A 24,790-nucleotide genomic window follows, 5' to 3' on the forward strand; every position below is an offset into this window, starting at 1 on the left:
CGGCTTCTTTTTCTGGATGACGAACGGGGAGCGGGGTCGGAGCCCTCCCTGGCGGGAGGGATCCGACCCTGGGGTCAGATCCCTTTCCAGCGGAAAGGGCTCTGACCCCGGCCGTGGCAGATCAGCGCTTGCCGCCGAAGATGCCACCGAGGATGCCGCGCACGATCTGGTTGCCCAGCTTGGTGCCGACAGTGCGCGTGGTCTGCTTGGCCATGGTTTCGATCATGCCCTGGCGGCGCTTGGTGCCGAAGATCGCGTCCTTGATGGCCTGGCCGAACCCGCCTTCCTGTGCGTCGTCCTGCTCGCGGCTGCGCGCGGCCGGCGCCTGGGCCTGTTCGACGGTCTTCTGTGCACGCTGGGCCAGCAGCTCGGCGGCCGATTCGCGGTTGACCGCGGTGTCGTAGCGGCTGCCGACCGGGCTGCCGGCGCGTACCTGTGCACGCTCGGCCTCGGTGATCGGTCCCATCCGGCAGCGCGGCGGCGCGATCAACGTCTGCTGCACGGGCATCGGCACGCCCTTGTCCTGCAGCGTGGATACCAGCGCCTCGCCGGTGCCGAGCTGGCTCAGTACCTTGGCCACGTCCAGCTTCGGATTCGGCACGAACGTCTCGGCCGCGGTTTTCACCGCCTTCTGGTCGCGCGGGGTGAACGCACGCAGTGCGTGCTGCACGCGATTGCCCAGCTGGCCGAGAATGTTGCCCGGCACGTCGTCGGGGAACTGCGAGCAGAAGTACACGCCCACGCCCTTGGAACGGATCAGGCGCACCACCTGCTCGATGCGCTGCACCAGCGACGGCGGTGCATCATCGAACAGCAGGTGCGCCTCGTCGAAGATGAAGACCAGCTTCGGCTTGTCCAGGTCGCCCACTTCCGGCAGCTGCTCGAACAGTTCCGACAGCAGCCACAGCAGGAAGGTGGAATAAAGCCTGGGCTTGAGCACCAGCTGGTCGGCGGCGAGGATGCCGATCATGCCGCGGCCGTCGTGGTTGACCCGCATGATGTCGGCCAGTTCAAGCGCCGGTTCGCCGAAGAAATTCTCGCCACCGTCCTGCGCCAGGCGCAGCACCGAACGCTGGATGGCCGCGATCGACTGCGCACTGACCAGGCCGTACTCGGTGGAAATGTCCTTGCGCTCCTCGGCGACCAGGCCGAGCAGGGCGCGCAGGTCGTCCATGTCCAGCAGCAGCAGGCCGCGGTCGTCGGCCAGCTTGAATACGATGTCGAGTACCCCGGCCTGGGTGTCGTTCAATTCGAGGATGCGCGCCAGCAGGGTCGGGCCCATCTCGCTGACCGTGGTACGCACCGGGTGGCCCAGCTTGCCGTACAGATCCCAGAAAAGGGTCGGGCTGGCGGCCGGCGCATAGTCGGCCACGCCGATCTCGGCGGCACGCTGGAGCAGGTTCTCGGCGCCGCTGCCGGGCACGGCCAGGCCGGAGACATCGCCCTTCACATCGGCCAGGAACACCGGCACGCCCCGTCGCGAGAAGCCCTCGGCCAGGGTCATCAGGGTCACGGTCTTGCCGGTACCGGTGGCGCCGGCCACCAGACCGTGGCGGTTGCCGAGTTTCGGCAGCAGGGTGACGGCAATATCGTCGGTAATGCCTTTGCCGAGCAGAATCGGATCCATGGTCCAGCCCTTGTGATGAATAGTCCAATGTTAACCGCCGGCAGTGACGGTCCGAAGGTCGGCTTGCCCGGACCTTGGCGGCGCCGCTACTCTGCCTGCCTGTTTCGCACACAGTGCCATCAATGCCCGTTCCTGTCCTGATTTCCCGCGGTTGGCCGCTGCTGGCCCTGGCCGGCCTGGTTTCCCTGGCGCCCGACGCCCACGCACAGCGGGTTTCGGCCCGGGACAAGGTGAAGGTGGATGCGCTGCAGCAGCGCATGACCGCCGCCGAAAAGCGCTACGGCGATGCCCTGCTGCTGGTCGCCAACGCCGATCCCAAGGGCAGCAACGAGGCCGATGCCGCGCTGGAGGACATGGAAGATGTCCTCAACGACTGCGTCAAGCAGAAGGGCTGCCAGATGGGGACCCTGCTGGCCAGCTACAAGCGGCTGCTCAAGCACGACGCCGATGCCGCCGCCAGCGATGACGTGGCCGACGAGGGCGGTGACCGCCTGGAAGCCGACCCGGACCACATCGGCCCGCTCACCGCCGACGTGCCCGAGGCCGCGCGCGCTGCCGCGCTGCTGAACGACAAGCGGCACGCCTTCGACACGATGGTCGAGTACAACCCGGCGGTGCAGGCCGGCATCCGCCGCTGGCTGACCGACATGCGCCCGGCGCTGCTGACCAGCTACGAGAATTACCAGAACCTGCGCGCGGTGATGTGGCCGGAGTGGGAGAAGCGTGGCCTGCCCGAGGCGCTGCTGTTCGGGATCATGGCCAAGGAATCCAATGGCCGTGTGCATGCTTCCTCGCGCGCCGGCGCCGCCGGCCTGATGCAGTTCATGCCAGCCACCGGCCGCCGTTTCGGCCTGGGCCCGGACGGCACCGGCTTCGATACCCGCTTCGACGCGCGCAGCGCCGCCGAGGCCAGCGCCAGCTACCTCAACGAGCGTCTGCGTGAACTGAACAACAACGTGGAAATGTCGGTGGCCGCCTATAACGGTGGCGAAGGCCGTGCTGCGCGCGTGTTCAAGCAGAGCGGTGGGCAGAGCTTCTGGACCGACAGCGTCTACAACCAGTTCCCGGGCGAGACCAAGGACTACGTGCCGATGGTGATCGCCGCGGCCTGGATCTTCCTGCACCCGCAGCAGTACGGCGTGGAGTTCCCGAAGATCAGCGCGCAGCCGGCCACGCTGCGGCTGGCCAAGTCCACCACCATCTACGAACTGACCATCTGCCTGGGCAGCCACGGCACCCGTGATGGTTACATGCGCGCGCTGCGCAACCTCAACCCGCGTTATGAAGCCGATGGCTGGATTCCGGCCGGTACGCTGATCAACGCCACCACCCGCATCGCCGGCCTGTACCAGCGAAATTGTGTCAGTGGTCCGCGTGCCGACCTCGCCCGCACGCTGATCACCGCTGATCTCAACGCGGCGATCAAGCGCCCGACCGCGGCCAGCTACACCGGCAGCGTGGCGGTGGGCGGCGTGGTGCCGGTTGCCGACGCGGCTGCATCCACCAGCGTGCCGACCGCACCGGTGGCTGCAGTGGCGGCACCGCGCCCGGCGCCGGCCGCCCGGCCGAAGCCGGCGCGCAGCCACAAGGTGGGCCGGGGGGAGACCCTGGGCGCCATCGCCGCGAAGTTCCAGTGCGACCTGCCGACCCTGGCCCGCGCCAACGGCCTGAAGGCTCCGGCCTACAGCCTGCGCCAGGGCCAGACGCTGAAGCTGCAGGGCTGCGACAAGTAATTCCCAAGACCACTGGAATCCGTATGGACCTCGAAGCCACCCGCAACCTGTTCGCCAACCTCCGCGAGAACACCGACTGGGACATCAACGGCCCGTTGCTGTGGGGGTATTTCTTCGTCCACGCCAGTGCCGAGCCGCTGCAGGCGCTGGCCCAGCACCTGCAGGCGCAGGGCTACACGTTCGTGGAACTCTTCGAGCAGGAGCCGGAAGAGGGGGACGCGCCGTTCCACGTGCTGCACGTGGAGCGCGTGGAAATCCACGACGAAGCCTCGCTGGACCGCCGCAACCAGGAATTCGCGGCGCTGGCCGCGGAGCACGGCGTGGAAGACTACGACGGCATGGACGTCGGCCCGGCACCGGTCCTGCAGTAATCGTCCTGCGTCTGTAGAGCCGAGCCCATGCTCGGCTCTACAGACCCGGTAGTGCCGGCCGCTGGCCGGCATCCCGTTGAATTCATCCACGCATCGCGTGGATCTACGGTCAGCGCAGCTTTGCCAGCGCCTGGCCCAGCTGCACCGGATGCTCGGCATCCAGATGCGGTGCGAACTCGGCCACGCCCGGCGGCAGCAGCACCACCACGGTCGAGCCGTAATTGAAGCGTGCCATCTCGGCGAAACGCTCCAGCTTGATGCCCTGGCCGCGGTAGTCCTTGCGGGTGATGCGGTCGCCGTAGGCCGGGATCTCCTCGCCGCTCCACACGGTTTCCACGCCGGACACCAGCAGCGCGCCGACCATCACGCTGGCCATCGGGCCGAAGCTGGTGTCGAAGTGGCAAACCAGGCGCTCGTTGCGTGCGAACAGGCGCGGTACGCCGTTGACGGCTGCGGGACCGACACTGAACAGGCGTCCTGGCACGTGCACGGTTTCACGCAGGGTGCCGGTCCACGGCATGTGCACGCGATGGTAGTCGCGTGGCGACAGGTACACGGTGGCGTACAGGCCATCGTTGTACGGCTTGGCATCCTCGTCGCTGCCCAGCAGTTCGGCGGCGGTGAACGACTGGCCCTTGGCCTGGAAGATGCGGCCGGCCTCGATCCTGCCGAGCTGGCTGATGCGGCCGTCGGCCGGCATCACCAGACTGCGCGGATCGGCATCGGCCACGCGCGCGCCCGGCTTCAGCGCGCGGGTGAAGAACTGGTTGAAGGTCGCATAGCTGCGCGGGTCCGGGTTGGCCGCTTCGTCCAGGTTGACGTTGAACTTGCGGGTGACGGTGTCGATCAGCCAGCGCGACACGCGCGGATCGTCCGAGTACGCCAGCGAGCGTGCCATCGAGGACAGCAGGCGATGGGGCAGGGCGTACGTCAGGGCGGTGGTGAGGCTCATGGGGCGGTTTTCTCGGTCAGCTTGTGCAGGTCGCGGGCGATCGCCGGCGCATTGAACGGGGGGCGCACCAGGCCGGCAAGGCGGCCCTGCGGGTCGAGCACGGCCAGGCTGGCCGAATGCTCGACGGTGTAATCCTCGGCGTTCTCGTCGAAATGCTTGCCCGGCACTTTCTGGAACACGAAGCCCAGCGAGGTGGCGAAGCGCTCGAGCGAGGGGATATCGGCGGTGGCGGCCAGGGTGTCCTTGTGGAAGCCGTGCACGTACTCGCCGAGGCGGGTGGCGCTGTCGCGGTCCGGGTCGACCGAGATGAACAGCACGCGTGGGCGCAGGCTGTCGGGCAGGGCTTCCCACTGGTTCTGCGCGCCGGCCAGCTCGGCCAGCGTGGTCGGGCAGACGTCCGGGCAGAAGGTGAAGCCCAGGAACACCAGGGTCCAGTGGCCCTTCAGCTCGCCCGGGATCAGGCGGGTGCCGTCGGACTGGGCCAGGTTGAAGTCGGGCAGTTCACGCGGCTGCGGGTACAGGGTGATCGCTTCGGTGGCCGGGGCGTTGGCCGGCGGCTTCGGCGCGAACACCTGCTGGGCGGCGAGCAGGCCGAGCCCCGCGGCCAGGGCGATCAGCAGGATGATGCCGGCGTTGCGATTGAACATGGGGGCTCCCGCGCGAAATGGGCTCCATCATACCGGCTGCGGCCCGATCGTTTCCGCCGCAACGGATGCCGCCGCGGGCGCCAGCCCCTATAATCGGGGGCCACTTTGCCCGCAGTACCGCCATGACCGCTGAAACGGCCGCCGAACTCCATACGATCATCGATCTGATCCGCTACGGCACCAGCCGTTTCAACGAAGCCGGGCTGACCTTCGGGCACAGCTACGACAATGCGCTGGACGAGGCGACCCAGCTGGTGCTGCACAGCCTGCACCTGCCGCACGATCTGGGCCCGGCCTACGGCCAGGCGCGCCTGCTGGAGGCCGAAAAGCTGCGCGTGCTGGAGCTGTTCCAGCGCCGCATCGATGAACGCATCCCGGCCGCCTACCTGACCGGTGAGGCCTGGTTCGCCGGCCTGAGCTTCAAGAGCGACGCGCGCGCGCTGGTGCCGCGCTCGCCGATCGCCGAACTGATCGAATGCGGCTTCGAGCCGTGGCTGGCCGGCCGCGATGTCAGCCGTGCGCTGGACCTGTGCACCGGTTCGGGCTGCATCGCCATCGCCATGGGCCACTACTACCCGAACTGGGAAGTGGACGGCGTCGACCTGAGTGACGACGCACTGTCGCTGGCCGAGGAGAACAAGGAGCGCCTGCAGGCGCACAACGTCACCCTGATCAAGTCGGACCTGTTCAATGGCCTGACCGGCCGCCACTACGACCTGATCGTCACCAACCCGCCGTACGTCACCAACGACGAGACTGATGCCCTGCCGCAGGAATATTCCTACGAGCCGGAAATGGGCCTGCGTGCCGGTGATGATGGCCTGGACCTGGTGCTGAAGATCCTGCGCGACGCCCCGCTGCACCTGAGCGAAGACGGTCTGCTGATCTGTGAAGTGGGTGAGTCCGAACAGCATCTGGTCAAGCTGCTGCCGGAAGTCGATTTTTCCTGGATCGAATTCAAGGTCGGCCAGATGGGCATCTTCGCGGTCGAATGCCGCGAGCTGATCGCCCACAGCGCACGCATCACCGAACTGGCGGCGCAGCGCCCGTGAGCTCCAATTCGTTCGGCAAGCTGTTCACTGTCACCACGTTCGGCGAGTCGCACGGGCCGGCCATCGGCTGCGTGATCGATGGCTGCCCTCCGGGGCTGGCGCTGGACGCGGCCGAATTCGCCCACGACCTGCAGCGCCGTGCGACCGGCAAGAGCCGGCACACTTCCGCGCGTCGCGAGGCTGACGAGGTCGAGATCCTGTCCGGCGTATACGAGGGCCTGACCACCGGCACCCCGATCGCGCTGCTGATCCGCAACACCGACCAGCGCAGCAAGGACTACGCCAACATCGGCCAGCAGTTCCGCCCGGGCCATGCCGACTACAGTTACTGGCACAAGTACGGCATCCGCGATCCGCGCGGTGGTGGCCGTTCCTCGGCACGCGAGACCACCATGCGCGTGGCCGCTGGCGTGGTCGCCAAGAAGTGGCTGGCCGAGCGTTTCGGCGTCACCGTGCGTGGCTACCTGTCGCAGCTGGGCGACATCACCCCGGCCGGTTTCGACTGGTCGGCGGTGGAAGACAATCCGTTCTTCTGGCCGCACGCCGCACAGGTGCCGGAACTCGAGGCGTACATGGATGCGCTGCGCAAGTCCGGTGATTCGGTCGGTGCGCGCGTGGACGTGGTCGCCGACAACGTGCCGCCGGGCTGGGGTGAGCCGATCTACGGCAAGCTTGATGGCGAACTGGCCGCTGCGCTGATGAGCATCAATGCGGTGAAGGGCGTGGAGATCGGCGACGGTTTCGCCAGCGCCGCGCAGAAGGGCACTGAACACCGCGACCTGCTGACCCCGCAGGGCTTCGCCAGCAACCATGCCGGCGGCATCCTCGGTGGCATCTCCACCGGCCAGCCGGTCGTTGCGTCGATCGCCCTGAAGCCGACTTCCAGCCTGCGCCTGCCGGGCCCGTCGCTGGATACGGCCGGCAACGTGGTCGAGGTGATCACCACCGGACGCCACGATCCCTGCGTCGGCATCCGCGCCACGCCCATCGCCGAGGCGATGGTGGCGCTGGTGCTGATGGACCAGGCGCTGCGCCATCGCGCGCAGTGCGGCGATGTCGGCACGATCACCCCGCGCATTCCCGGGCAGATCGATGGCTGACACGCGGCCGACCGTGTGGGTGAGCCAGCCGCTGATCGAGGCGGCCATCGCGCCGCTGCGCGATCGCGTGCAGTTGCGCAGCACCGACACCGTCACCGCCTGGTCGCCGGACCAGATCGCCGCACAGCTGGCCAGCGCCGACGGCGCGATCATCACCCTCAACGAGCGCATCGGTGCGGCCCAGGTGGCGGCGGCCACGCAGCTGCAGGTGATCGCCAACGTCGGCGTCGGCTACAACAACCTGGATGTCGACGCGCTCAGCGCGGCCGGCATCCTGGCCAGCAACACGCCGGACGTGCTGAGCGAAACCACCGCCGATTTCGGTTTTGCCCTGATGATGGCAACCGCGCGCCGGATCACCGAGTCCGAGCGCTGGCTGCGTGAAGGGCAGTGGCAGCAGTGGTCGTTCCAGACCATGCTGGGCGCGGATGTCCATGGCAGCACGCTGGGCATCCTTGGCATGGGCCGCATCGGCCAGGGCATCGCCCGCCGCGGCGCGCACGGTTTCGGCATGAAGGTGCTGTACCACAACCGTTCACGGTTGTCGGCCGATACCGAGGCGTCGCTCAGCGCGACCTATGTGGACCTGGATACACTGCTGGCACAGTCCGACCATCTGGTCACGGTGCTGCCCTACACGCCGGCCTCGCATCACATCATCGATGCGGCTGCGCTGGCGAAGATGAAGCCGACGGCAACCCTGGTGAACATCGCCCGCGGCGGCATCGTCGACGAACTGGCGCTGGCCGACGCACTGGCCAACGGCCACCTGGCGGCCGCCGGCCTGGATGTGTACGAGGGCGAGCCGACGGTGCGCCCGGAGCTGCTGGCGCTGCGCAACGTGGTGCTCACTCCGCATATCGGCAGCGCCTCGCTGGCCACGCGCACGGCGATGGTACAGCTGGCCGTGGATAATCTGGCTGCCGGGCTCGGCCTGGACAGCGGCCCGTCGCGGATGCCGAGCGCGATCAACGCTGACGCGGCGATGGCCGCGCGCGTGACGCTGGGCAAAAAAACCGGGAAACGATAGGGAACCTCCGCGCGCCCCGCTTGAGGAGGTTCCCCGAACCCAGCTGTCGTGCGTGATTTCCCCCATTCCCGTTTTTGTGAGAGTTCCCCATGAGCAATGCACAGCGCAGTTTCCACGTCGCCGTCGTCGGTGCCACCGGCGCCGTTGGCGAGACCATGTTGTCGATCCTGGCCGAGCGTGATTTCCCGGTCGGCACCTTGAGCGTCCTCGCCTCCGAGCGTTCGGCCGGCGGCGAGATCGAATTCAACGGCCAGAAGGTCAAGGTCCAGGACCTGGCCACCTTCGATCCGACCGGTGTCGAGATCGCGCTGTTCTCGGCTGGCGGCAGCGTGTCCAAGGAATACGCACCGAAGTTCGCCGCCGCCGGTGCGGTGGTGATCGACAACTCCTCGGCCTTCCGTTACGACGATGACGTGCCGCTGGTGGTGTCCGAGGTCAACCCGGAGCAGGTCGCCAACCGTCCGCGCGGCATCATCGCCAACCCGAACTGCTCGACCATGCAGATGCTGGTGGCGCTGGCGCCGCTGCACCGCAAGTACGGTATCGAACGCATCAATGTCTCCACCTACCAGTCGGTGTCCGGCGGTGGCCGCTCGGCGATGGAGGAACTGGGCAAGCAGACCGGCCAGCTGCTCAGCTTCCAGGAGATCGATCCGCAGCGCTTCCCGGTGCAGATCGCCTTCAACCTGATCCCGCACATCGATGACTTCCAGGACAATGGCTTCACCAAGGAAGAGATGAAGCTGATCTGGGAAACCCGCAAGATCCTGGGTGACGACAGCATCCTGGTGAACCCGACCGCGGTGCGCGTGCCGGTGTTCTACGGCCACTCCGAGTCGGTGGCGATCGAGACGCGCGACAAGGTCACCGTCGCTGAAGCGCGCGCGCTGCTGGAGCAGTCGCCGGGCATCGAAGTGGTGGATCGTCACGAGGCCGGTGGTTATCCGACTCCGGTTACCCATGCTTCGGGGACCGATGCGGTGTATGTCGGCCGTATCCGCGAGGACCTGTCGCACCCGCGTGGCCTGAACCTGTGGATCGTGTCGGACAACGTGCGCAAGGGCGCTGCCCTGAACGCCGTGCAGCTGGCCGAGCTGGTCGCCGCCGAACAGCGCTGATCACAGCGGTTGCCTCACCGGTAGTGCCGGCCGTTGGCCGGCATTGCCGTGATGGGGGCGTGCGTGACCGAAGGTCCCCCCTCGGTGGGTGCGGACCCCGGTCCGCACGCTTTATAGTGTCGCCCATGAATAAACGGGCCAGGGGCGCAAAGCGCCCGCTCCTCTATCTTTCCACCGCGCTGCTGGCCCTGGCCAGCAGTTCGGCGCTTGCCCTGGGCTTGGGTGACATCCGTGTCCTGTCCAAGCCGGGCCAGCCCCTGCTGGCCGAAATCCCGGTAGTCTCGGCCGATCCGTCCGAACTGGAGAACCTGCGCGTCGCGCTGGCCTCTGCGGTCACCTTCGAACGCGTCGGCCTGCAGCGGCCGGCCGGGCTGGTCAGCGAGCTGCAGTTCGAACTGACCCGCAATGCGCAGGGCAGGGCGGTGGTGCGGGTGACCTCGCAGACGCCGGTCGAAACCCCGTCGCTGAGCTTCCTGATCGAGGCCGACTGGGGCCAGGGCCGCCTGGTGCGCGAATACTCGGCACTGGTTGATGCGCCCTCCAGCGCACTGGCGGTGGCCGAACCGGAAATCGTCGCGCCGGCAGGTACCCTCTCCAACACCATCGTCCGTGACGCTGCACCGGCACCTGCACCGGCCGCTGCGGAGAGCGCAAGCACACCTGCGCCGTCCGCTGCGGCAGCGCCGGCACCTGCATCGGCTCGCCCGCGTGCAGGGGCTGCACCCGCTGCCGCGCAGGCAGCCGATGGCAGCGTCATCGTCCAGCGTGGGCAGACCCTGTCGCAGATCGCCAGCGCGGTGGCCCGCGGCAACCAGGTCAGCCGCGACCGCGCGATGATCGCCCTGCTGCGGGCCAACCCCGAGGCCTTCATCCGCGGCAACGTCAACCTGCTCAAGCAAGGCGCCGTACTGCGCATGCCCGACAGCGATGCACTGGCGGCGGTCGATGCCGCCGAGGCCGCAGCGCTGGTGCGCGAGCACGCCGCGCAGTGGCGGCAGGCGCGCACCGTGCCGCAACCGGCGGGTACCGTCGCCCCGGCGGCCGCGGCGGCAACCACGAACGCTTCTTCCCCGGCCGCGGCCAATGGGGCACGACTTGAAATCGCCCCGGCACTGGCTTCCGACGCCGCGCGCGCGGGCACAACCACCGGCACTGGAGCCGGCAGCGAGGGTGACATGCTGGGCAATGAACAACTGCGCCAGGCACGCGAGGACATCGCGACCCGCGATGCCGAGATTGGCGAGCTGAAGCAGCGCGTGGCCGACCTGGAAAAACTCAAGGAACAGCAGCAGTCGCTGATCGCGATGAAGGATAACGACCTGGCCGCCGCGCAGCAGCGCCTGGCGCAGGCACCGGATACCCGCGATGCGGCAACGCCGTGGTACTGGCTGGGGCTGCCGGTGCTGCTGCTGGCGGCCGGTGCAGCCTGGCTGCTGCGTCGTCGCAAGCCGTCGCCGCTGCCGCCGCTGCGGGAAGAAGACGATGCCGCCGGCCTGGCCGCTGCGGTACCGGCGGGCGCGGCGCTGGATACGCTGGCCGAGCAGTCCTCGTGGTCGTCGGTGGTGCCCGAAGCGGGCCGCCAGGAGCCGGCGATGCCGGCTTGGGCGAGCGAAACCGGGGGGCAGGATGACGTGGTTGCCGAACCGGTCGCCGACGTCGCCGCCCAGGCTGACTGGCAGGCGCAGACGCTGCGCGATGACGAAGTGGTGGAGCTGCCCGAGGCAGTGACCGGCCTGCCGCGCTGGGACGAGCCGGTGACCACGCAGGAGGATCCCGCGCCGGCCGCCGCCGTGCAGGATGAGCCGCTCGCGCAGGCGGCCCCTGGTGAGGTGGCAGTACCGGACTACGCGCTGCACGCCGAACAGCAGCCGCAGTTCCGCGGCGTGTTCGACCTGCCGGCCGAGCACCATGACGGCGAGGCTTCAGGCGCGGCGCCGCACGACGCGCTGGCCGCCGCGGCGCATGAAGAGGGTACTGCGGCACCGGCCAGCGATGCCGGCTGGGCGCCGCGCGCCGGGCAGGAGCGCCTTGAGCTGGCCATCGCCTACCTCGACCTGGGCGATGCCCAGACCGCGCGGACGTTGCTGCAGGAAGTGGCCGAGGGCGGGGACCTGCACTGCCAGGCCCAGGCCCGCGAACTGCTGGCCCGCCTGCCGTGATCGACCCTGCCGACAAGGATCCCGCCATGAGCCGCGAGCGCCGCATCGACTACGTTGAATTCGCTTCCACGGATCCTGCAGCCAGCCGCGCCTTCTTCGAGAAGGCGTTCGGCTGGTCGTTCGTCGACTATGGCAGCGACTACACCGCGTTCGACGACGGCCGCCTGCAGGGCGGCTTCTTCCGCGGCCAGCCGCTGCGTGCCAGCGATGCCGGTGCGCCGCTGCTGGTGCTGTACGCTGACCAGCTGGCACCGATCGAAGCGGCGGTGCTTGACGCTGGCGGTGAGATCGTGCGGCCGGTGTTTTCCTTCCCCGGCGGCAGCCGTTTCCAGTTCGTCGAGCCCGGTGGCAACGAACTGGCGGTCTGGTCCGAGCGCGATCCGGCCTGAGCGCCGCCCCTCCCGCAACATCTGAGGTAGCACATGCGTTACGCGCTTGGCGTCGAGTACGACGGCAGCGATTTCAGGGGCTGGCAGAACCTCGGCGAGGGCGGCCCCAGCGTGCAGGCCAGCCTTGAGCAGGCCCTGTCGTCGGTGGCCGATTCGCCGCTGCAGGTGGTCTGTGCCGGCCGCACCGATGCCGGCGTGCACGGCCAGTGCCAGGTCGTGCATTTCGATACCGACGTGGTGCGCGATCCGCGCGCCTGGATGCTGGGCACTACCACCCGCCTGCCGCGCTCGATCGCAGTGCGCTGGTGCGTGCCGGTGGCCGAGGATTTCCACGCGCGTTTCTCCGCGCGCGCACGCCGCTACCGCTACCGCCTGCTCAACCGCGAAGTGCGGCCCGCGCTGGACCGGCAGACCTTGAGCTGGGAGCGCCGCGCACTGGACGAGACCCTGATGCACGCCGCCGGCCAGGCCCTGCTCGGCGAGAACGACTTCAGCGCGTTCCGTTCGGTGCAGTGCCAGGCGCTGCACGCCCGGCGTGAGCTGCAGTCACTGCAGGTCAGCCGCCAGGGCGAGGTGATCGAGGTCGCCGTGCAGGGCAATGCATTCCTTCATCACATGGTCCGCAATATCGTCGGATCGCTGATCCTGGTGGGCAGTGGCGAGAAGCCGGTGGAATGGATCGCCGAACTGCTGGCCGGGCGCGATCGCACCGTAGCCGGTCCCACCGCACCGCCGCAGGGCCTGGTGTTCCTTGGGCCCCTGTACCCCGACAACTGGCACCTGCCCGCCGAGGTCACGCTATGAGCCGCTCCTACTACCGCACACGCATCAAGTTCTGTGGCATGACCCGGGCCGGCGACGTCCGCCTGGCCGGTGAACTGGGCGTGGACGCGGTGGGCTTCATCTTTGCCCGCGAAAGCAGCCGCCGGGTTGCCCCGGCCGAGGCGCGCGCGATGCGCCAGGCGATCGCGCCGATGGTCGACGTAGTGGCGCTGTTCCGCAACAACAGCAAGGAAGAAGTGCGCGAGGTGCTGCGCACGGTACGGCCGACCCTGCTGCAGTTCCACGGGGAGGAAGACGAGAGCTTCTGCCGCAGCTTCAACATGCCCTACCTGAAGGCGATCGCGATGGGGGGGCGTGAAGAAATCAACGCCCGCACCCTGCAGCTGCGCTATCCCAGCGCCGCCGGCTTCCTGTTCGACAGCCATGCCCCGGGCGGCGGCGGCGGTACCGGCGTGGCCTTCGACTGGGGCCGCATTCCGACCGGCCTGCACCGGCCGTTCCTGCTGGCCGGTGGCCTGAATCCGGAAAACGTCTACGACGCCGTGCTGGCCACCTTGCCGTGGGGCGTGGATGTCTCCAGCGGCATCGAACTGGAGCCGGGCATCAAGGATGGCTACAGGATGCGCACCTTTGTCGAAGAAGTGCGTCGTGCCGATTGCGCGGTTCTGGAGTGATTGGCGTCACTATCTGCCGTAATTTGGACCTGGATTTGAGCCTGCACGCATTCTTCACATAGGATGGACCCAGGCGCGCCTGCCATGAGGGCTGGCGCGGGGATCGACGGGACGCGCTCGGCGCGTCCCGAACGGGCGGCCGCCGCCCACAGCCCAGGAAGGCAAGCGATGCAGGAGTTCCTCACCGTCGTGTTCGGTTTCCCGACCCTGCCGTACAGCATCGTGCTGGCGGTGGCGGTGCTGTACTGGGCACTGGCGGCCTTCGGCCTGGTCGACGACGGGTTTGGCGATGCCGGCGCCGATGGGGCGCTGCATGGCGACCCACATGATCTGCAGGGACTGTCCGCGCTGCTGGCGCGCTGGGGCCTGGGTGGGGTTCCCCTCATGCTTGTGGTGACGCTGCTGGGCTTCTTCGCCTGGATCGTTACCTATTTCGTCCATCTGTTCGTGCTGTTGCCGCTGCCGGACCTGCTGCGCTGGGCGATCGGTGCGGTCGTGGCCCTTCTGGCACCGCTGCCGGCGGTGCCGTTCACCGCACTGCTGCTGCGCCCCGTCCGCAGGTTCCTGCTGCGTCTGCGCCCGGTGGCGCAGGCCTCGCTGCTGGGGCGTACCGGCGTGGTTGCCTCGCCGAAGGTGGATGCCCGCAGCGGTCACGCCACCTTCGACGATGGCGGCGCCGGACTGGTGCTGCAGGTGCGCAGCGAGATCGAACTGCAGCGTGGCGAGCGCATCGTGCTGATCGAACACGTGGCTGATCAACACCATTACCGGGTGGTCCGCGCCGACGCGGTCGCCCTCGACTTCCAGGACAACCTGCTTCCGGGCAACAAGGAGAATCACTGATGACGTTGGCAACCATGGCCCCCTTCCTGATCGGCGTAGCCGTGCTGCTGGTCGCACTGCTCGGCCTGGCCGGCCTGTTCAAGGCCTTCTACCGCAAGGTCGACCAGGGCGTGGCCCTGATCGTCAACGACATGAGCTCCACGCCCAAGGTGCACTTCACCGGTGCGCTGATCATCCCGGTGCTGTACCGCGCCGAGCTGATGCGGATCAGCCTGATCACGCTGCAGATCGACCGCCGCGGCAAGGAAGGCCTGATCTGCCGCGACAACATGCGTGCCGATATCGCAGTGGCGTTCTACCTGCGGGTCAACGAGACCCAGGCCGATGTGCTGCGCGTGGCCAAGGCCATCGGTGCCGACCGTGCATCGGACAAGCATGCCGTCGACGAGCTGTTCAACGCCAAGTTCTCCGAAGCGCTGAAGACGGTCGGCAAGAAGTTCGACTTCACCGAACTGTTCGAGAAGCGCCAGGAGTTCCGCGACGAGATCATCGCGGTGATCGGCAATGATCTGAACGGCTACGTCCTCGAGGACGTGGCGATCGACTATCTGGAGCAGACCCCGAAATCGCTGCTGGACCAGTTCAACATTCTCGATGCGCAGGGCATCCGCAAGATCACCGAATTGACCGCCGCGCAGAACGTGGTGACCAACGAGCTGGAGCAGAACGAGAAGCTCGCCATCACCAAGAAGAACGTGGAAGCGCGCGAGGCGCTGCTGGCGCTGGAACGCCAGCAGGCCGAAGCCGAAGCACGGCAGAAGCGCGAGATCGAGACCATCCGCGCACGCGAGGAGGCCGAGACCGCCAAGGTGCAGGAGGAGCAGCGCCAGTTGTCCGAGAACGCCCGCATCGAAGCGCAGCAGCTGATCGAGATCCGCGATCAGAACCGCCTGCGCGAAGTGGAAGTGGCCGAGCAGAACCGCCAGCGTGCCGTCGCCATCGAGGCCGAGCGCGTGGAGCGCGCACGCCAGCTGGAGCAGGTCACCACCGATCGTGAAGTGCAGCTGCAGGGCGTGGAGCGTGACAAGGTGGTCGAGCAGGGCAAGATGGACGTGGCCAACATCACCCGTGAACGCATCTCAATCGACAAGACCGTGGCGCAGGAAGAGGAGCGCATCAAGGAAGTGCGCGAAGTCTCCGAGGCCGACCGCCAGAAGCAGGTGCTGATCCTGGAAGCCGAGGCCAAGGCGCAGGAAGCGCTGGTGCGCGAAGTCAAGGAAGCGCAAGCGCGCGAAACCGCTTCAAAGCATCGCGCGGTGGAGCTGACCACGCTGGCCCAGGCCGAGCACGAAGCGGCCGGCAAGCAGGCCGAAGCCAAGCGCCTGTTGGCCGACGCGCTGCGTGCCGAACAGGCAGCGCCGGGCCTGGCCGAAGCGCAGGTGCGTGAAGCCTCGGCGCTGGCCATCGAGAAGGTCGGCATTGCCGAGGCCCGCGTGATCGAAGCCAAGGCCGAAGCCAGCCTGAAGCAGGGCAGCAACGAAGCCCGCGTGCTGGCCGAGACCCTGCAGGCGCAGGCGCAGGGTGAGGAAAAGATGGGCCTGGCCCGTGCCAGCGCCACCGAGTCGCTGGGCAATGCCGAAGCCGGGGTGGTGCAGAAGAAGCTGCTGGCCGAGGCCGAGGGCCTGGTGCGCAAGTTCGAAGCCATCGCCTCGCTGAGTGACCAGGCACGTGGCCATGAAGAGTTCCGCATGATGCTGGACAACAGCCTGAAGCAGGCGCTGGCCTCGATCGAAGCCGGCAAGGAGGTCTCGCGCGAGAACGCCAATGTCATCGCCAGCGCGCTGCGCAACGCCGATATCGACCTGGTCGGTGGCGACGGCGGCATGTTCGAGAACCTGGTCAAGGCGGTGTCGCTGGGCAAGTCGATCGAAGGCTTCGCCGGCAAGAGCCCGATCGTGCAGGAGCTGATGCAGCGCTACCTGGGCGTGGCCGTGGCCGAACCAGCACCGCGCCAGATTGCCGAGGATGCCGACGCGGTACCGACCGTGTCGGCGACCGTGGTCGACAGCGCCCGTTGATGCATCGGGCGATGGCCGCCGCGGCCATCGCCCGCCCGCGCCGGCCGCAACCGCGGCCGTCCGCCCGTGAGCCGGAAACCTGCTGATGTCTGAAACCCATCCGTCCGCCGAATCCACCGCACCGGAGGCCGGCGGCAGCACCGTCGACCAGGCTGTCGCCCAGGGCGGCGCCTACGAAGTCCTGCGCCGCCGCCTGGCCGAGCAGGGCCAGCGCCTGCAGGGCCTGGCCGAAACGCTCAACCGCCAGCGCCTGGCCGAGTTCGGCGACAGCCGCCTGGATGTGGTCGGGCGCTTCCGCATCCGCAGCGACAACAACTGCGTCGGCCGTGACATCGTGCAGGTGGGCCCGGACCGCCTGCTGTTCGGCTACAACGTGTTCATCGGGTTGAAGACCCAGACCCGCATCGAGGATGTGTTCGGCCTGTACCGGCTGGTGCAGGGCAGCGACGGCTACGACGTCGCTGCGCTGGAACTGAAGGGCAGCTTCCTCGACCAGCCCGGCTTCGTGCACGATTTCAACGAGCTGTATGCCTACTACAAGCACGCGCGCCTGCTGCAGCTGATCGTGGTCGGCGACAAGCTGCTGGCCTCGTTCCAGATCGGCGAGCGCAGCAGCGACGTGCGCGTGTTCCGCTGGGCGCTGTCGCGCGAGGGCGAGCTGACCTACCTGGATGCGCGCGGTGAGCGCGATATCGCACTGCCGCCGCCGTTCGACTTCGAATGGACCCGGGCGACCCGCGACCTGGCGGTCAACGGCCGCCATTCGCATCTGAACATCCTCGACACCCTGTTCGTTGAGACCACCGGCGGCGACCTCACCATCAAGGTCGAAAACAACACCGAAACCGGACAGGGCATCTACAGCGAACCCGTGGAGGACAGCACGCAGTCGCTGGACGATGCCCAGTTCGAGTTCGCCCGGGTCGGCTCGCTGGTATTGCTGAAGGTGCTGCCGTACCGCGAGACGGAATGGCGCGGCCTGATCTACAACACGCTGACCGGCGGCATCGTGCGCAATGATGCGATCGTGCAGGCCTGCGTGCAGCTGCCCGAAGACCATGGCGTGATCTTCCCGGGTGGCTATTACCTGCAGGGCGGCGAGCACAAGGCATTTGATGCCTCGATGGCCGGCATGCAGTTCAAGCGCAGCATCCGTTCGCCAAACGGCGAGGACGTGCTGTACATCTTCTACGAGCGCGAAGGCGGGCGCTCGGCGCTGTTCGTCTACAACACCATCCAGCGCGTGCTGCAGAACCCGGTGTTCGGCCATGGCTACGCCTTGATGCAGGACGGGCGCATGGTGCTGTTCCATGCCGAGGGCAGCGAACCGACCCGCATCCATCCGATGCAGGTCTGGCAAACGCCGTTCAGCAGTGACGAGTTCGCCGCCAATCGGCCGCCCGGCAACACGTTCATGGGCCGCATCGGCAACGCCGAGCTGGTGCGCGGCATCTCCAACCTGTTCAACCTGGCGCGCGAGATCGATGGCCAGGACGTGTCGGTACAGCGCTACCAGCGTCTGGTGGCTGATACGCGGCGCCTGTTCGATGCGCACCACTGGCTGGGTGATGCGGCCTGCGATGGCGCCGAGGCGCTGCTGCGGCAGATCAGTGCGACCGGCGAATCGGTGCTGGACGAATACGAGAAGGTGCAGTCGATCCGTCAGCAATCGGCGCAGGCGATGGTGGAGGCCGAGGCCGCGCACAAGGCACTGCTGGGCCGGCTGCAACCGCAGAACTGGAGCGAGGTGCAGGCCTTCGTCGAGGCCCTCAACGCGATCACCGCATTGCGCGGGCGGCTGCTGACCCTCCGCGAGCTGCGCTACATCGACACCGCGCGCATCGAGGCGATGACCGTCGAACTGGTGGAGGCACAGGACCGTGTTGGCGCCGCCACCGGTGACTTCCTCGCCGGCGAGGAAGCGCTGGCGCCGCTGGCCACGCGCCTGCAGGCGCTGGATGATGCCGCGCAGCAGGCACAGACGGCGCGCCAGCTGGACGAGCAGTTGGAAGGCCTGCGTGGCATGGCGTCCGACCTGGACATGCTGTCCGAGCTGATGGCCGGCCTGAAGGTGGACGATGCCACTGCGCGCACCCGCGTGGTCGAGTCGATCTCGGTGCTGTACGGTCGCCTCAACCAGGCCCGCGCGCGTGCTGACAAGCGCCGCAGGTCACTCGGTTCGGCCGAGGCCGTGGCGCAGTTCGCCGCCCAGTTCGCGCTGTTCTCGCAGTCGATCACCAGCGCGCTGGCGCTGTCCACAGACCCCGAACGTGCCGACGAGCAGTTGTCGCGCCTGCTGGTGCAGCTGGAGGAACTGGAGAGCCAGTTCGGCGAACACGAGCAGTTCCTCGGCGACATCCTGAGCAAGCGCGAAGAGCTGGTCGAGGCCTTCGAAACGCACAAGCAGGTGTTGCTGGATGACCGCCAGCGCAAGGCGCGTTCGGTGCTGGATGCGGCCAATCGGATCCTCGACGGCCTGGCCAGGCGCACCGAGCGCTTCGCCACCGCCGATGAGCTCAACGCGTTCTTTGCCGGTGATCCGCTGATCCTCAAGCTGCGTGAGCTGGCCGAGCGCCTGCGCACGCTGCACGACAACGTCAAGGCCGACGACATCGAGGCGCGGCTGAAGGGCGTGCGTGACCAGGCGGTGCGCCAGCTGCGCGACCGCAGTGACCTGTACGAAGCCGGCGGCAACGTGGTGCGGCTGGGCCCGCGCCATCGCTTCAGCGTCAATACGCAGGCACTGGACCTGACCCTGTTGCCGCGTGGCGATGCGCTGGCCATCCATCTGACCGGCACCGACTTCCTGGAGACCCTGCACGATCCGGAGCTGGACGCACTCAAGCCGTTCTGGCCGGTCACCCTCGACTCGGAATCGCCCACGCTGTATCGCGGCGAGTATCTGGCCGGCAGCCTGCTGCTGGCCGCGCAGGAGGGGCGCGATGGCCTCGATCTGGCTGCGCTGCAGCACGACGTCGCCAACCCGGAAGCACTGGATCAGCGCGTGCGTGCGTTTGCCGCGCCGCGCTATCGCGAAGGCTATGAGCGTGGCATCCATGACCATGATGCCGCGCTGATCCTGCGTGCGTTGCTGCCCTTGCAGCAAGCCGCTGGCAGCCTGCGCCATGCACCACGGACACGTGCGCTGGCGTTGTTGTTCTGGGCAGGCGAGCAGCGCCGCGAGGCGGTGGCGCAGTGGCCGGCGCGGCAGGTGGGCGCCGAGGCGCTGGCACGCCTGCTGGGGTCCGACGAAGGGCGTCTGGCGTTGCGCACAGAAATGGCCGAGGCGCTGCTGGCGTATGCGCAATCCCACGCGTTGCCGTTCGACGCCGATGCCGCGGAGGCTGCAGCCGCCTATCTGGGCGAAGAACTGGCGGCAGGCGATCCGGTGTTCAGCAGCAGCCGCCACGCGGTGGCGCTGCTGGAGGCATTGGCCCAGCAGCTGGAACAGGCGGGGCAGCGTGAGGCGGTCGAGCGTGCCCTGCAGCGTGGCCAGGATCCACTGGCTACGCGTTGGTCATTGGCTGGGCAGTGGCTGCGCGCAGTGGCGCGGATGCCGGCGCATGCCCAGCATGCCGGCTATGTCGACGAAGCCGCCGCGTTGCTGCTGGTGCAGCGCCAGTTGCGCACCCGTACCCGCGATGCCGCACTGCAGGCGGAGGTCAGTGGCCTGCTGGGCGAACACGCGCGCATCAGCAATGGCACGCTGGTGGTGTCGCTGGATGACTTCCTCGCGCGCCTGCAGCAGCACCTGCGCCATTTCGTGCCGGCATTCCACGCTTACCAGGCGCTGCGCCAGAGCATCATCGGTCGCGAGCGCGAGACCCTGCGCCTTTCCGAATTCAAGGCGCGGCCGTTGTCGTCTTTCGTGCGCAACAAGCTGATCAATGATGTCTACCTGGGCGTGATCGGTGACAACCTGGCCAAGCAGATGGGCACGGTCGGCGAGAACAAGCGCAGCGACCTGATGGGCCTGCTGATGATGATTTCGCCGCCCGGCTACGGCAAGACCACGCTGATGGAATACGTGGCGCACCGCCTGGGCCTGGTCTTCATGAAGATCAACGGCCCGGCGCTGGGTCACGAGGTGCGGTCGCTGGACCCGGCCCAGGCACCGGACGCGACCTCGCGGCAGGAGCTGGAGAAGCTCAACCTGGCGCTGGAAATGGGCAACAACACCATGCTGTATGTGGACGACATCCAGCACACCCATCCCGAGTTCCTGCAGAAGTTCATCTCGCTGTGCGACGGCACCCGCCGTATCGAGGGTGTGTGGCGCGGTCGCACGCGCACCTACGACATGCGCGGCAAGAAGTTCTGCGTGGTGATGGCCGGCAACCCGTACACCGAGTCCGGCGAGGTGTTCAAGATTCCGGACATGCTGGCCAACCGTGCCGACATCTACAACCTCGGTGACGTGCTCGGTGGCATGGAGGCTGCCTTCACCCTCAGCTACATCGAGAACAGCCTGACCTCCAATCCGGTGCTGGCGCCGCTGGCCACCCGCGACATGGCCGACCTGTATGTGCTGGTCGACCGCGCGATGGGCAAGGAGGTCTCGACCAACGGCCTCAGCCACGCCTACAGCAGCGCGGAGATCAACGAGATCACCGCCACCCTGCAGCGCATGCTGCGTGTGCGCGACGTGGTCTACCGGGTCAACCAGCAGTACATCGCCAGTGCCGCACAGGACGACCGCTACCGCACCGAGCCGCCGTTCCGCCTGCAGGGCAGCTACCGCAACATGAACAAGCTGGCCGAGAAGATCTCCCCGGTGATGAACGAGGACGAACTGCAGCAGTTGATCTCCGACCACTACCTGGGCGAGGCGCAGCTGTTGACCACCGGCGCCGAAGAGAACCTGTTGAAGCTGGCCGAACTGCGCGGCGTACTGGATGACACGCAGGCGCAGCGCTGGGCACAGATCAAGCGCGACTTCCTGCGCAACAAGGCCATGGGGGCCGACGACAGCGATGTCGGCGGGCGCGTGGTGGCGCAGCTGGCCGATATCGCCACCGCGCTGCAGCTGCCACCGCCCGCGCCGGAAGCGATCGCCGTTGCGGACCCGGCGCCGTGGCCGGCGCTGCTGGAGGCCCTGGATCGCCTTTCAGAGGCGCGTCCCGCCGCTGCGCCGGCGCCGGTCGCGGCAGCCCCCAGCGTGCCGTCCACGGCCCTGGCCGAAGACCTGCAGGCGGGCCTGGCGCCACTGGTGGAGCTGCTGGCGGCATCGCAGGCGCAGCAGGTGCAGGTGTCGCAGACCCTGGCCGCGTTCGCCGGCTGGGCGCGACAGCAGGTCGAACGGGGCACGCCGAGCGCTGTGGTGGCGCAGCGTGCGCGCGCGCGCCGCGCCGCGACGCCGGAGGAGCGTGCACTGGATGAGGCGCTGATGCGCCACTTCTACGGCGAGTCATTGCCGCCGGAAGACGGCGATGGCATGCCGGCATCCACGCCGAAGCCGCCGCCGCTGCCGTGACCACGCGCGTGCCCCTGCCGCCACCGATGCTGCCGGATACGGTCGATGTCGCCGCGCTGGCCGACTACGGTGCGCCGTTGCTGCAGGCGCTGGCGCGGCGCGAGACGCCGTTGCCACCGGATGCGGGCGAGCGCCTGGTGGCTGCGCTTGCGCGCATCGCGCTGGCCCTGCAGGCCGGCAATCCGGCGCAGATCCGGCAGCAGGAAGGCTGGTGGGGGTGGCTGCTGGGGCGCGATGTCGCTCGCGAAGCTGAGGGGCACGCGCTGCAGTCGCAGCTGGGCGTACTGGCCCTGCAGGCGCGTGAGCAGGCCCAGCACCTGCAGCAGCACATGCAGCTGCGGGCCATGGCCATCGTTGAACATTCCGCGGCGGCCGCGGCGCTGGACGGCTGGGCCGAACTGGCCGCGTCGCGGCTGACGACGCTGGATATCGCCGGCCGGGCCGCGCTGTCGCATCGGCTGGACCATCTTCGCCGGCTGGCCTCGCTGCGCCGCCTGGAAGCCGGCCAATGGCAGCTGCTGCAGGACCAGGACAACATGCTGCTGCAACGCTTCGCGCGCATCCATGACGTGCTGCTGCCGGCCTGGCGGCAGGCTGCACTGGCGGGCCAGGCCGCTGCGGGCGCTGCGTTGGCTGGCAAGGCTGCCACGTTGCACGCACAGATCGATGACGAGGTGGCCGCGGCTCAGGCTAGACTGCCTTGAGCCGGCCGCCGCTGCCGCTTACCCAACTGCAAGGAGACTGCCCGATGACCCAGGACAGCCAGACCCCCGCTGCCCTCGTACCCGGCACGACCACCGCCACTGCGCTCGATGAAGGTGCGCTTCAGGCGCTGGGACTGGTCCGCGAGGATCTGCCGCGCATCGCCGAGATCCGTCTGGAACTGGACGATCTGCGCCCGGGCAACCTGCAGGTGTTCGGCCGCGAGGCGGCCACGCGCACCGCCGCGTTCTCCAGCCAGTTGCTGGACCAGGTCCGCAATCGTGACCTGGATGCCAGTGGCGAGAAGCTGGGCGAGGTGGTGCGCATCGCGCGCAGCCTGAAGCTGGATGGCTTCGCCCAGCGTTCGAAGGTGCCGGTGATCGGTGGCCTGATCGACCGCATGCGGGCCTCCAAGGGCGAGCTGGTGCAGAAGTTCAGCGACACCAACGCGCAGATCGAACAGCTGCTGGCCGACGTCGGCGTGCAGCAGGCGTTGATGGGCAAGCGCGTGGGCGAGTTCGACCGCATGCACGACATCGTCCGCGAAGAACGTCGTGCGCTCGGCCTGTATGCGGCAGCGGGCAAGCAGCGGCTGGCCGAACTGCAGGCCGAACAGCTGGCCGGGCAGGGCAGCGAGGACCCCCAGCAGCGCATCCGCCAGGGCGAGATCGACAATGCAATCCGGTTGATCGAGAAGCGCGTGTCGGACCTGCAGCTGATGCAGCACGCCGCCGACCAGTCGCTGCCGATGATCCGCCTGATCCAGGCCAACGCGCTGCAGCTGATCGAGAAGTTCAACACCGTCCGCGACATCACCATTCCGTCGTGGAAGCGCCAGTTCGCCATCCAGCTGTCGCTGGGCGAACAGAAGGCTGCGGTCGAACTGTCCACGGCCATCGATGATGCTACCAACGAACTGATGCGCCGCAATGCCGACCTGCTGCGCCAGGCCTCGGTGGATACCGCGCGCAGCAACCAGCGCGGCGTGATCGACGTGGCCACGCTGCGCCATGTGCACGACCAGCTGATCGCCACGGTGGAAGAAGTGCGCAGCATCCATCGCGAAGGGATGCAGCAGCGGCAGCAGGCCGAAGTCGAGCTGTCGCGCCTGCGCGAAGACCTGCAACAGCGCCTGGCCACACCGACCGTCAGCTGAAAAAAGGGGACGGAGGGAATTAAGTCGTTTGTGCCACTTGCGACTTAATTCCCTCCGTCCCCTTTTTGTTGTCAGCGGAGTTGCTGGCCCAGCCAGTCGGCGAGCGCATCCACGCGCGCATCCGTTGGTCCGTCCGGTCGCGCCAGCACCCAGAAACCACCGGTGGCGGCAAACCCCCACGGCGCGACCAGTCGCCCGGCGGCCAGGTCCTCGGCCACCAGTGGCTCGGGTGCGATCGCCGGGCCCAGCCCGGCCACCGCTGCCTCCAGCAGGTAATACAGATGCTCGAAGGCCGTGCCCAGCTGCAGCTTCGCGGGGTCCAGAGCGTGCGCCTGCGCCCACGCCGGCCACGCCTGCGGCCGTGAGCTGGTGTGCAGCAGCGTCTCCTGCAGCAGCGCCGAGGGCGGTACATGCCGCAGCCGCTGCGCCGCCGGATGCGAGGGCGCCACCACCACGCCGACCCGTTCCGGCGCCAGCTCACGCACCTGCCAGCCCCGGGGCCACGGCCCCTGCGCCAGCAGCAGCACCGCATCCAGGGCCGCCTGTGCCTCGGTGAAGCTGCCATCCAGCGCTGACCACTGCAGGCGCACGCCGGGCAGGGCTCCCTGCAGCGCAGGCAGGCGCGGAATCATCCAGCGCGCCAGCACGCTGCCGCTGCAGCCCAGCACCAGCGCCGGGGCCGCCGCCGGCCGCCGCAGTTCGCGCACGCAGTCTTCGATGCCGCCGAAGGCCTCGCTGCACGCTGCCTGCAGCCGCGTGCCCGCAGCGGTCAGGCGCAGGCCGCGACCGGCACGCTGGAACAGCGCCAGGCCGAGATGGTCTTCCAGCAGCTTCAGCTGCCGGCTGACCGCACCATGGGTGACATGCAGGTCGTGTGCGGCGCGGCCAACGCCGCCGAGACGGGCGGTGGCCTCGAACGCACGCAGCGCATTGAGCGGTGGCAGCAGGGAGCGGCTCATGTGA

Annotated in this window: 19 protein-coding genes; 15 read left to right on the forward strand and 4 right to left on the reverse strand. The window is 68.1% G+C overall.

Features of this window, described 5'->3' with window-relative positions:
* Positions 1–121: 121 nt before the first annotated feature.
* The gene (locus KXV01_RS10390; protein ID WP_099485963.1) at positions 122–1,627 is read right to left on the reverse strand and encodes a helicase HerA-like domain-containing protein; all 1,506 of its coding nucleotides are present in this window, start codon (positions 1,625–1,627) and stop codon (positions 122–124) included.
* Positions 1,628–1,749: 122 nt separating this feature from the next.
* On the opposite strand from KXV01_RS10390, the gene KXV01_RS10395 reads away from it, so the two are divergent.
* Both KXV01_RS10395 and KXV01_RS10400 read left to right on the forward strand, forming a co-directional pair.
* Positions 1,750–3,360: a transglycosylase SLT domain-containing protein gene (locus tag KXV01_RS10395; RefSeq protein ID WP_111096887.1), complete on the forward strand. Its 1,611-nt coding sequence runs from the start codon at positions 1,750–1,752 to the stop codon at positions 3,358–3,360.
* Between the two features lie 23 nt (positions 3,361–3,383).
* Positions 3,384–3,731, forward strand: coding sequence for a ribonuclease E inhibitor RraB (locus tag KXV01_RS10400; protein WP_049414732.1), 348 nt, complete (start codon positions 3,384–3,386; stop codon positions 3,729–3,731).
* A 109-nt stretch (positions 3,732–3,840) separates the two neighbouring features.
* On the opposite strand, the gene asd is transcribed toward KXV01_RS10400, so the two are convergent.
* Both asd and KXV01_RS10410 read right to left on the reverse strand, forming a co-directional pair.
* Positions 3,841–4,683, reverse strand: a complete 843-nt coding sequence (gene asd, locus KXV01_RS10405; RefSeq protein ID WP_049414731.1) for an archaetidylserine decarboxylase — start codon at positions 4,681–4,683, stop codon at positions 3,841–3,843.
* Positions 4,680–5,330, reverse strand: a complete 651-nt coding sequence (locus KXV01_RS10410) for an SCO family protein (protein WP_049440828.1) — start codon at positions 5,328–5,330, stop codon at positions 4,680–4,682. The genes asd and KXV01_RS10410 overlap by 4 nt, the downstream gene beginning before the upstream one ends.
* Before the next feature lie 122 nt (positions 5,331–5,452).
* On the opposite strand from KXV01_RS10410, the gene prmB reads away from it, so the two are divergent.
* The 13 genes from prmB (at position 5,453) to KXV01_RS10475 (ending at position 23,827) form a co-directional block, all read left to right on the forward strand.
* The gene (gene prmB, locus KXV01_RS10415) at positions 5,453–6,382 is read left to right on the forward strand and encodes a 50S ribosomal protein L3 N(5)-glutamine methyltransferase (RefSeq protein WP_099485959.1); all 930 of its coding nucleotides are present in this window, start codon (positions 5,453–5,455) and stop codon (positions 6,380–6,382) included.
* Entirely contained in the window at positions 6,379–7,482 is a 1,104-nt protein-coding gene (aroC, locus tag KXV01_RS10420; RefSeq protein ID WP_049414726.1) for a chorismate synthase, read from the forward strand. The genes prmB and aroC overlap by 4 nt, the downstream gene beginning before the upstream one ends.
* Entirely contained in the window at positions 7,475–8,512 is a 1,038-nt protein-coding gene (locus KXV01_RS10425; RefSeq protein WP_100478521.1) for a D-glycerate dehydrogenase, read from the forward strand. Before aroC ends, KXV01_RS10425 begins: the two co-directional genes overlap by 8 nt.
* Positions 8,513–8,601: 89 nt before the next feature.
* Positions 8,602–9,630, forward strand: coding sequence for an aspartate-semialdehyde dehydrogenase (locus KXV01_RS10430; protein ID WP_019660602.1), 1,029 nt, complete (start codon positions 8,602–8,604; stop codon positions 9,628–9,630).
* 125 nt (positions 9,631–9,755) lie between these two features.
* On the forward strand, positions 9,756–11,789 hold the full coding sequence (locus tag KXV01_RS10435) for a FimV/HubP family polar landmark protein (RefSeq protein ID WP_164283103.1): 2,034 nt from the start codon (positions 9,756–9,758) through the stop codon (positions 11,787–11,789).
* Between the two features lie 26 nt (positions 11,790–11,815).
* The gene (locus tag KXV01_RS10440; protein WP_049414720.1) at positions 11,816–12,178 is read left to right on the forward strand and encodes a VOC family protein; all 363 of its coding nucleotides are present in this window, start codon (positions 11,816–11,818) and stop codon (positions 12,176–12,178) included.
* 33 nt (positions 12,179–12,211) lie between these two features.
* Entirely contained in the window at positions 12,212–12,982 is a 771-nt protein-coding gene (gene truA / locus KXV01_RS10445; protein WP_049414719.1) for a tRNA pseudouridine(38-40) synthase TruA, read from the forward strand.
* Positions 12,979–13,635, forward strand: a complete 657-nt coding sequence (locus tag KXV01_RS10450; RefSeq protein ID WP_049414718.1) for a phosphoribosylanthranilate isomerase — start codon at positions 12,979–12,981, stop codon at positions 13,633–13,635. The genes truA and KXV01_RS10450 overlap by 4 nt, the downstream gene beginning before the upstream one ends.
* A gap of 168 nt (positions 13,636–13,803) precedes the next feature.
* A complete protein-coding gene (locus KXV01_RS10455) occupies positions 13,804–14,478 on the forward strand; it encodes a DUF1449 family protein (RefSeq protein ID WP_049414716.1) in 675 nt (224 codons plus the stop codon).
* Entirely contained in the window at positions 14,478–16,496 is a 2,019-nt protein-coding gene (locus KXV01_RS10460; RefSeq protein ID WP_049440817.1) for a hypothetical protein, read from the forward strand. The genes KXV01_RS10455 and KXV01_RS10460 overlap by 1 nt, the downstream gene beginning before the upstream one ends.
* Before the next feature lie 85 nt (positions 16,497–16,581).
* Positions 16,582–21,969 carry a DNA repair ATPase gene (locus KXV01_RS10465; RefSeq protein ID WP_263467755.1) on the forward strand — a complete coding sequence of 1,796 codons (5,388 nt, stop codon included), beginning with the start codon at positions 16,582–16,584 and terminating at the stop codon, positions 21,967–21,969.
* An 8-nt stretch (positions 21,970–21,977) separates the two neighbouring features.
* Complete coding sequence (locus KXV01_RS10470) at positions 21,978–22,673, forward strand: hypothetical protein (protein WP_263467756.1); 696 nt, start codon at positions 21,978–21,980, stop codon at positions 22,671–22,673.
* Between the two features lie 44 nt (positions 22,674–22,717).
* A complete protein-coding gene (locus KXV01_RS10475; RefSeq protein ID WP_263467757.1) occupies positions 22,718–23,827 on the forward strand; it encodes a toxic anion resistance protein in 1,110 nt (369 codons plus the stop codon).
* A gap of 71 nt (positions 23,828–23,898) precedes the next feature.
* On the opposite strand, the gene KXV01_RS10480 is transcribed toward KXV01_RS10475, so the two are convergent.
* On the reverse strand, positions 23,899–24,786 hold the full coding sequence (locus KXV01_RS10480) for a LysR family transcriptional regulator (protein WP_049414708.1): 888 nt from the start codon (positions 24,784–24,786) through the stop codon (positions 23,899–23,901).
* Positions 24,787–24,790: the final 4 nt, after the last annotated feature.

It is taken from the genome of Stenotrophomonas sp. Ps181, from assembly GCF_025697425.1.
GTDB lineage: Bacteria > Pseudomonadota > Gammaproteobacteria > Xanthomonadales > Xanthomonadaceae > Stenotrophomonas > Stenotrophomonas sepilia.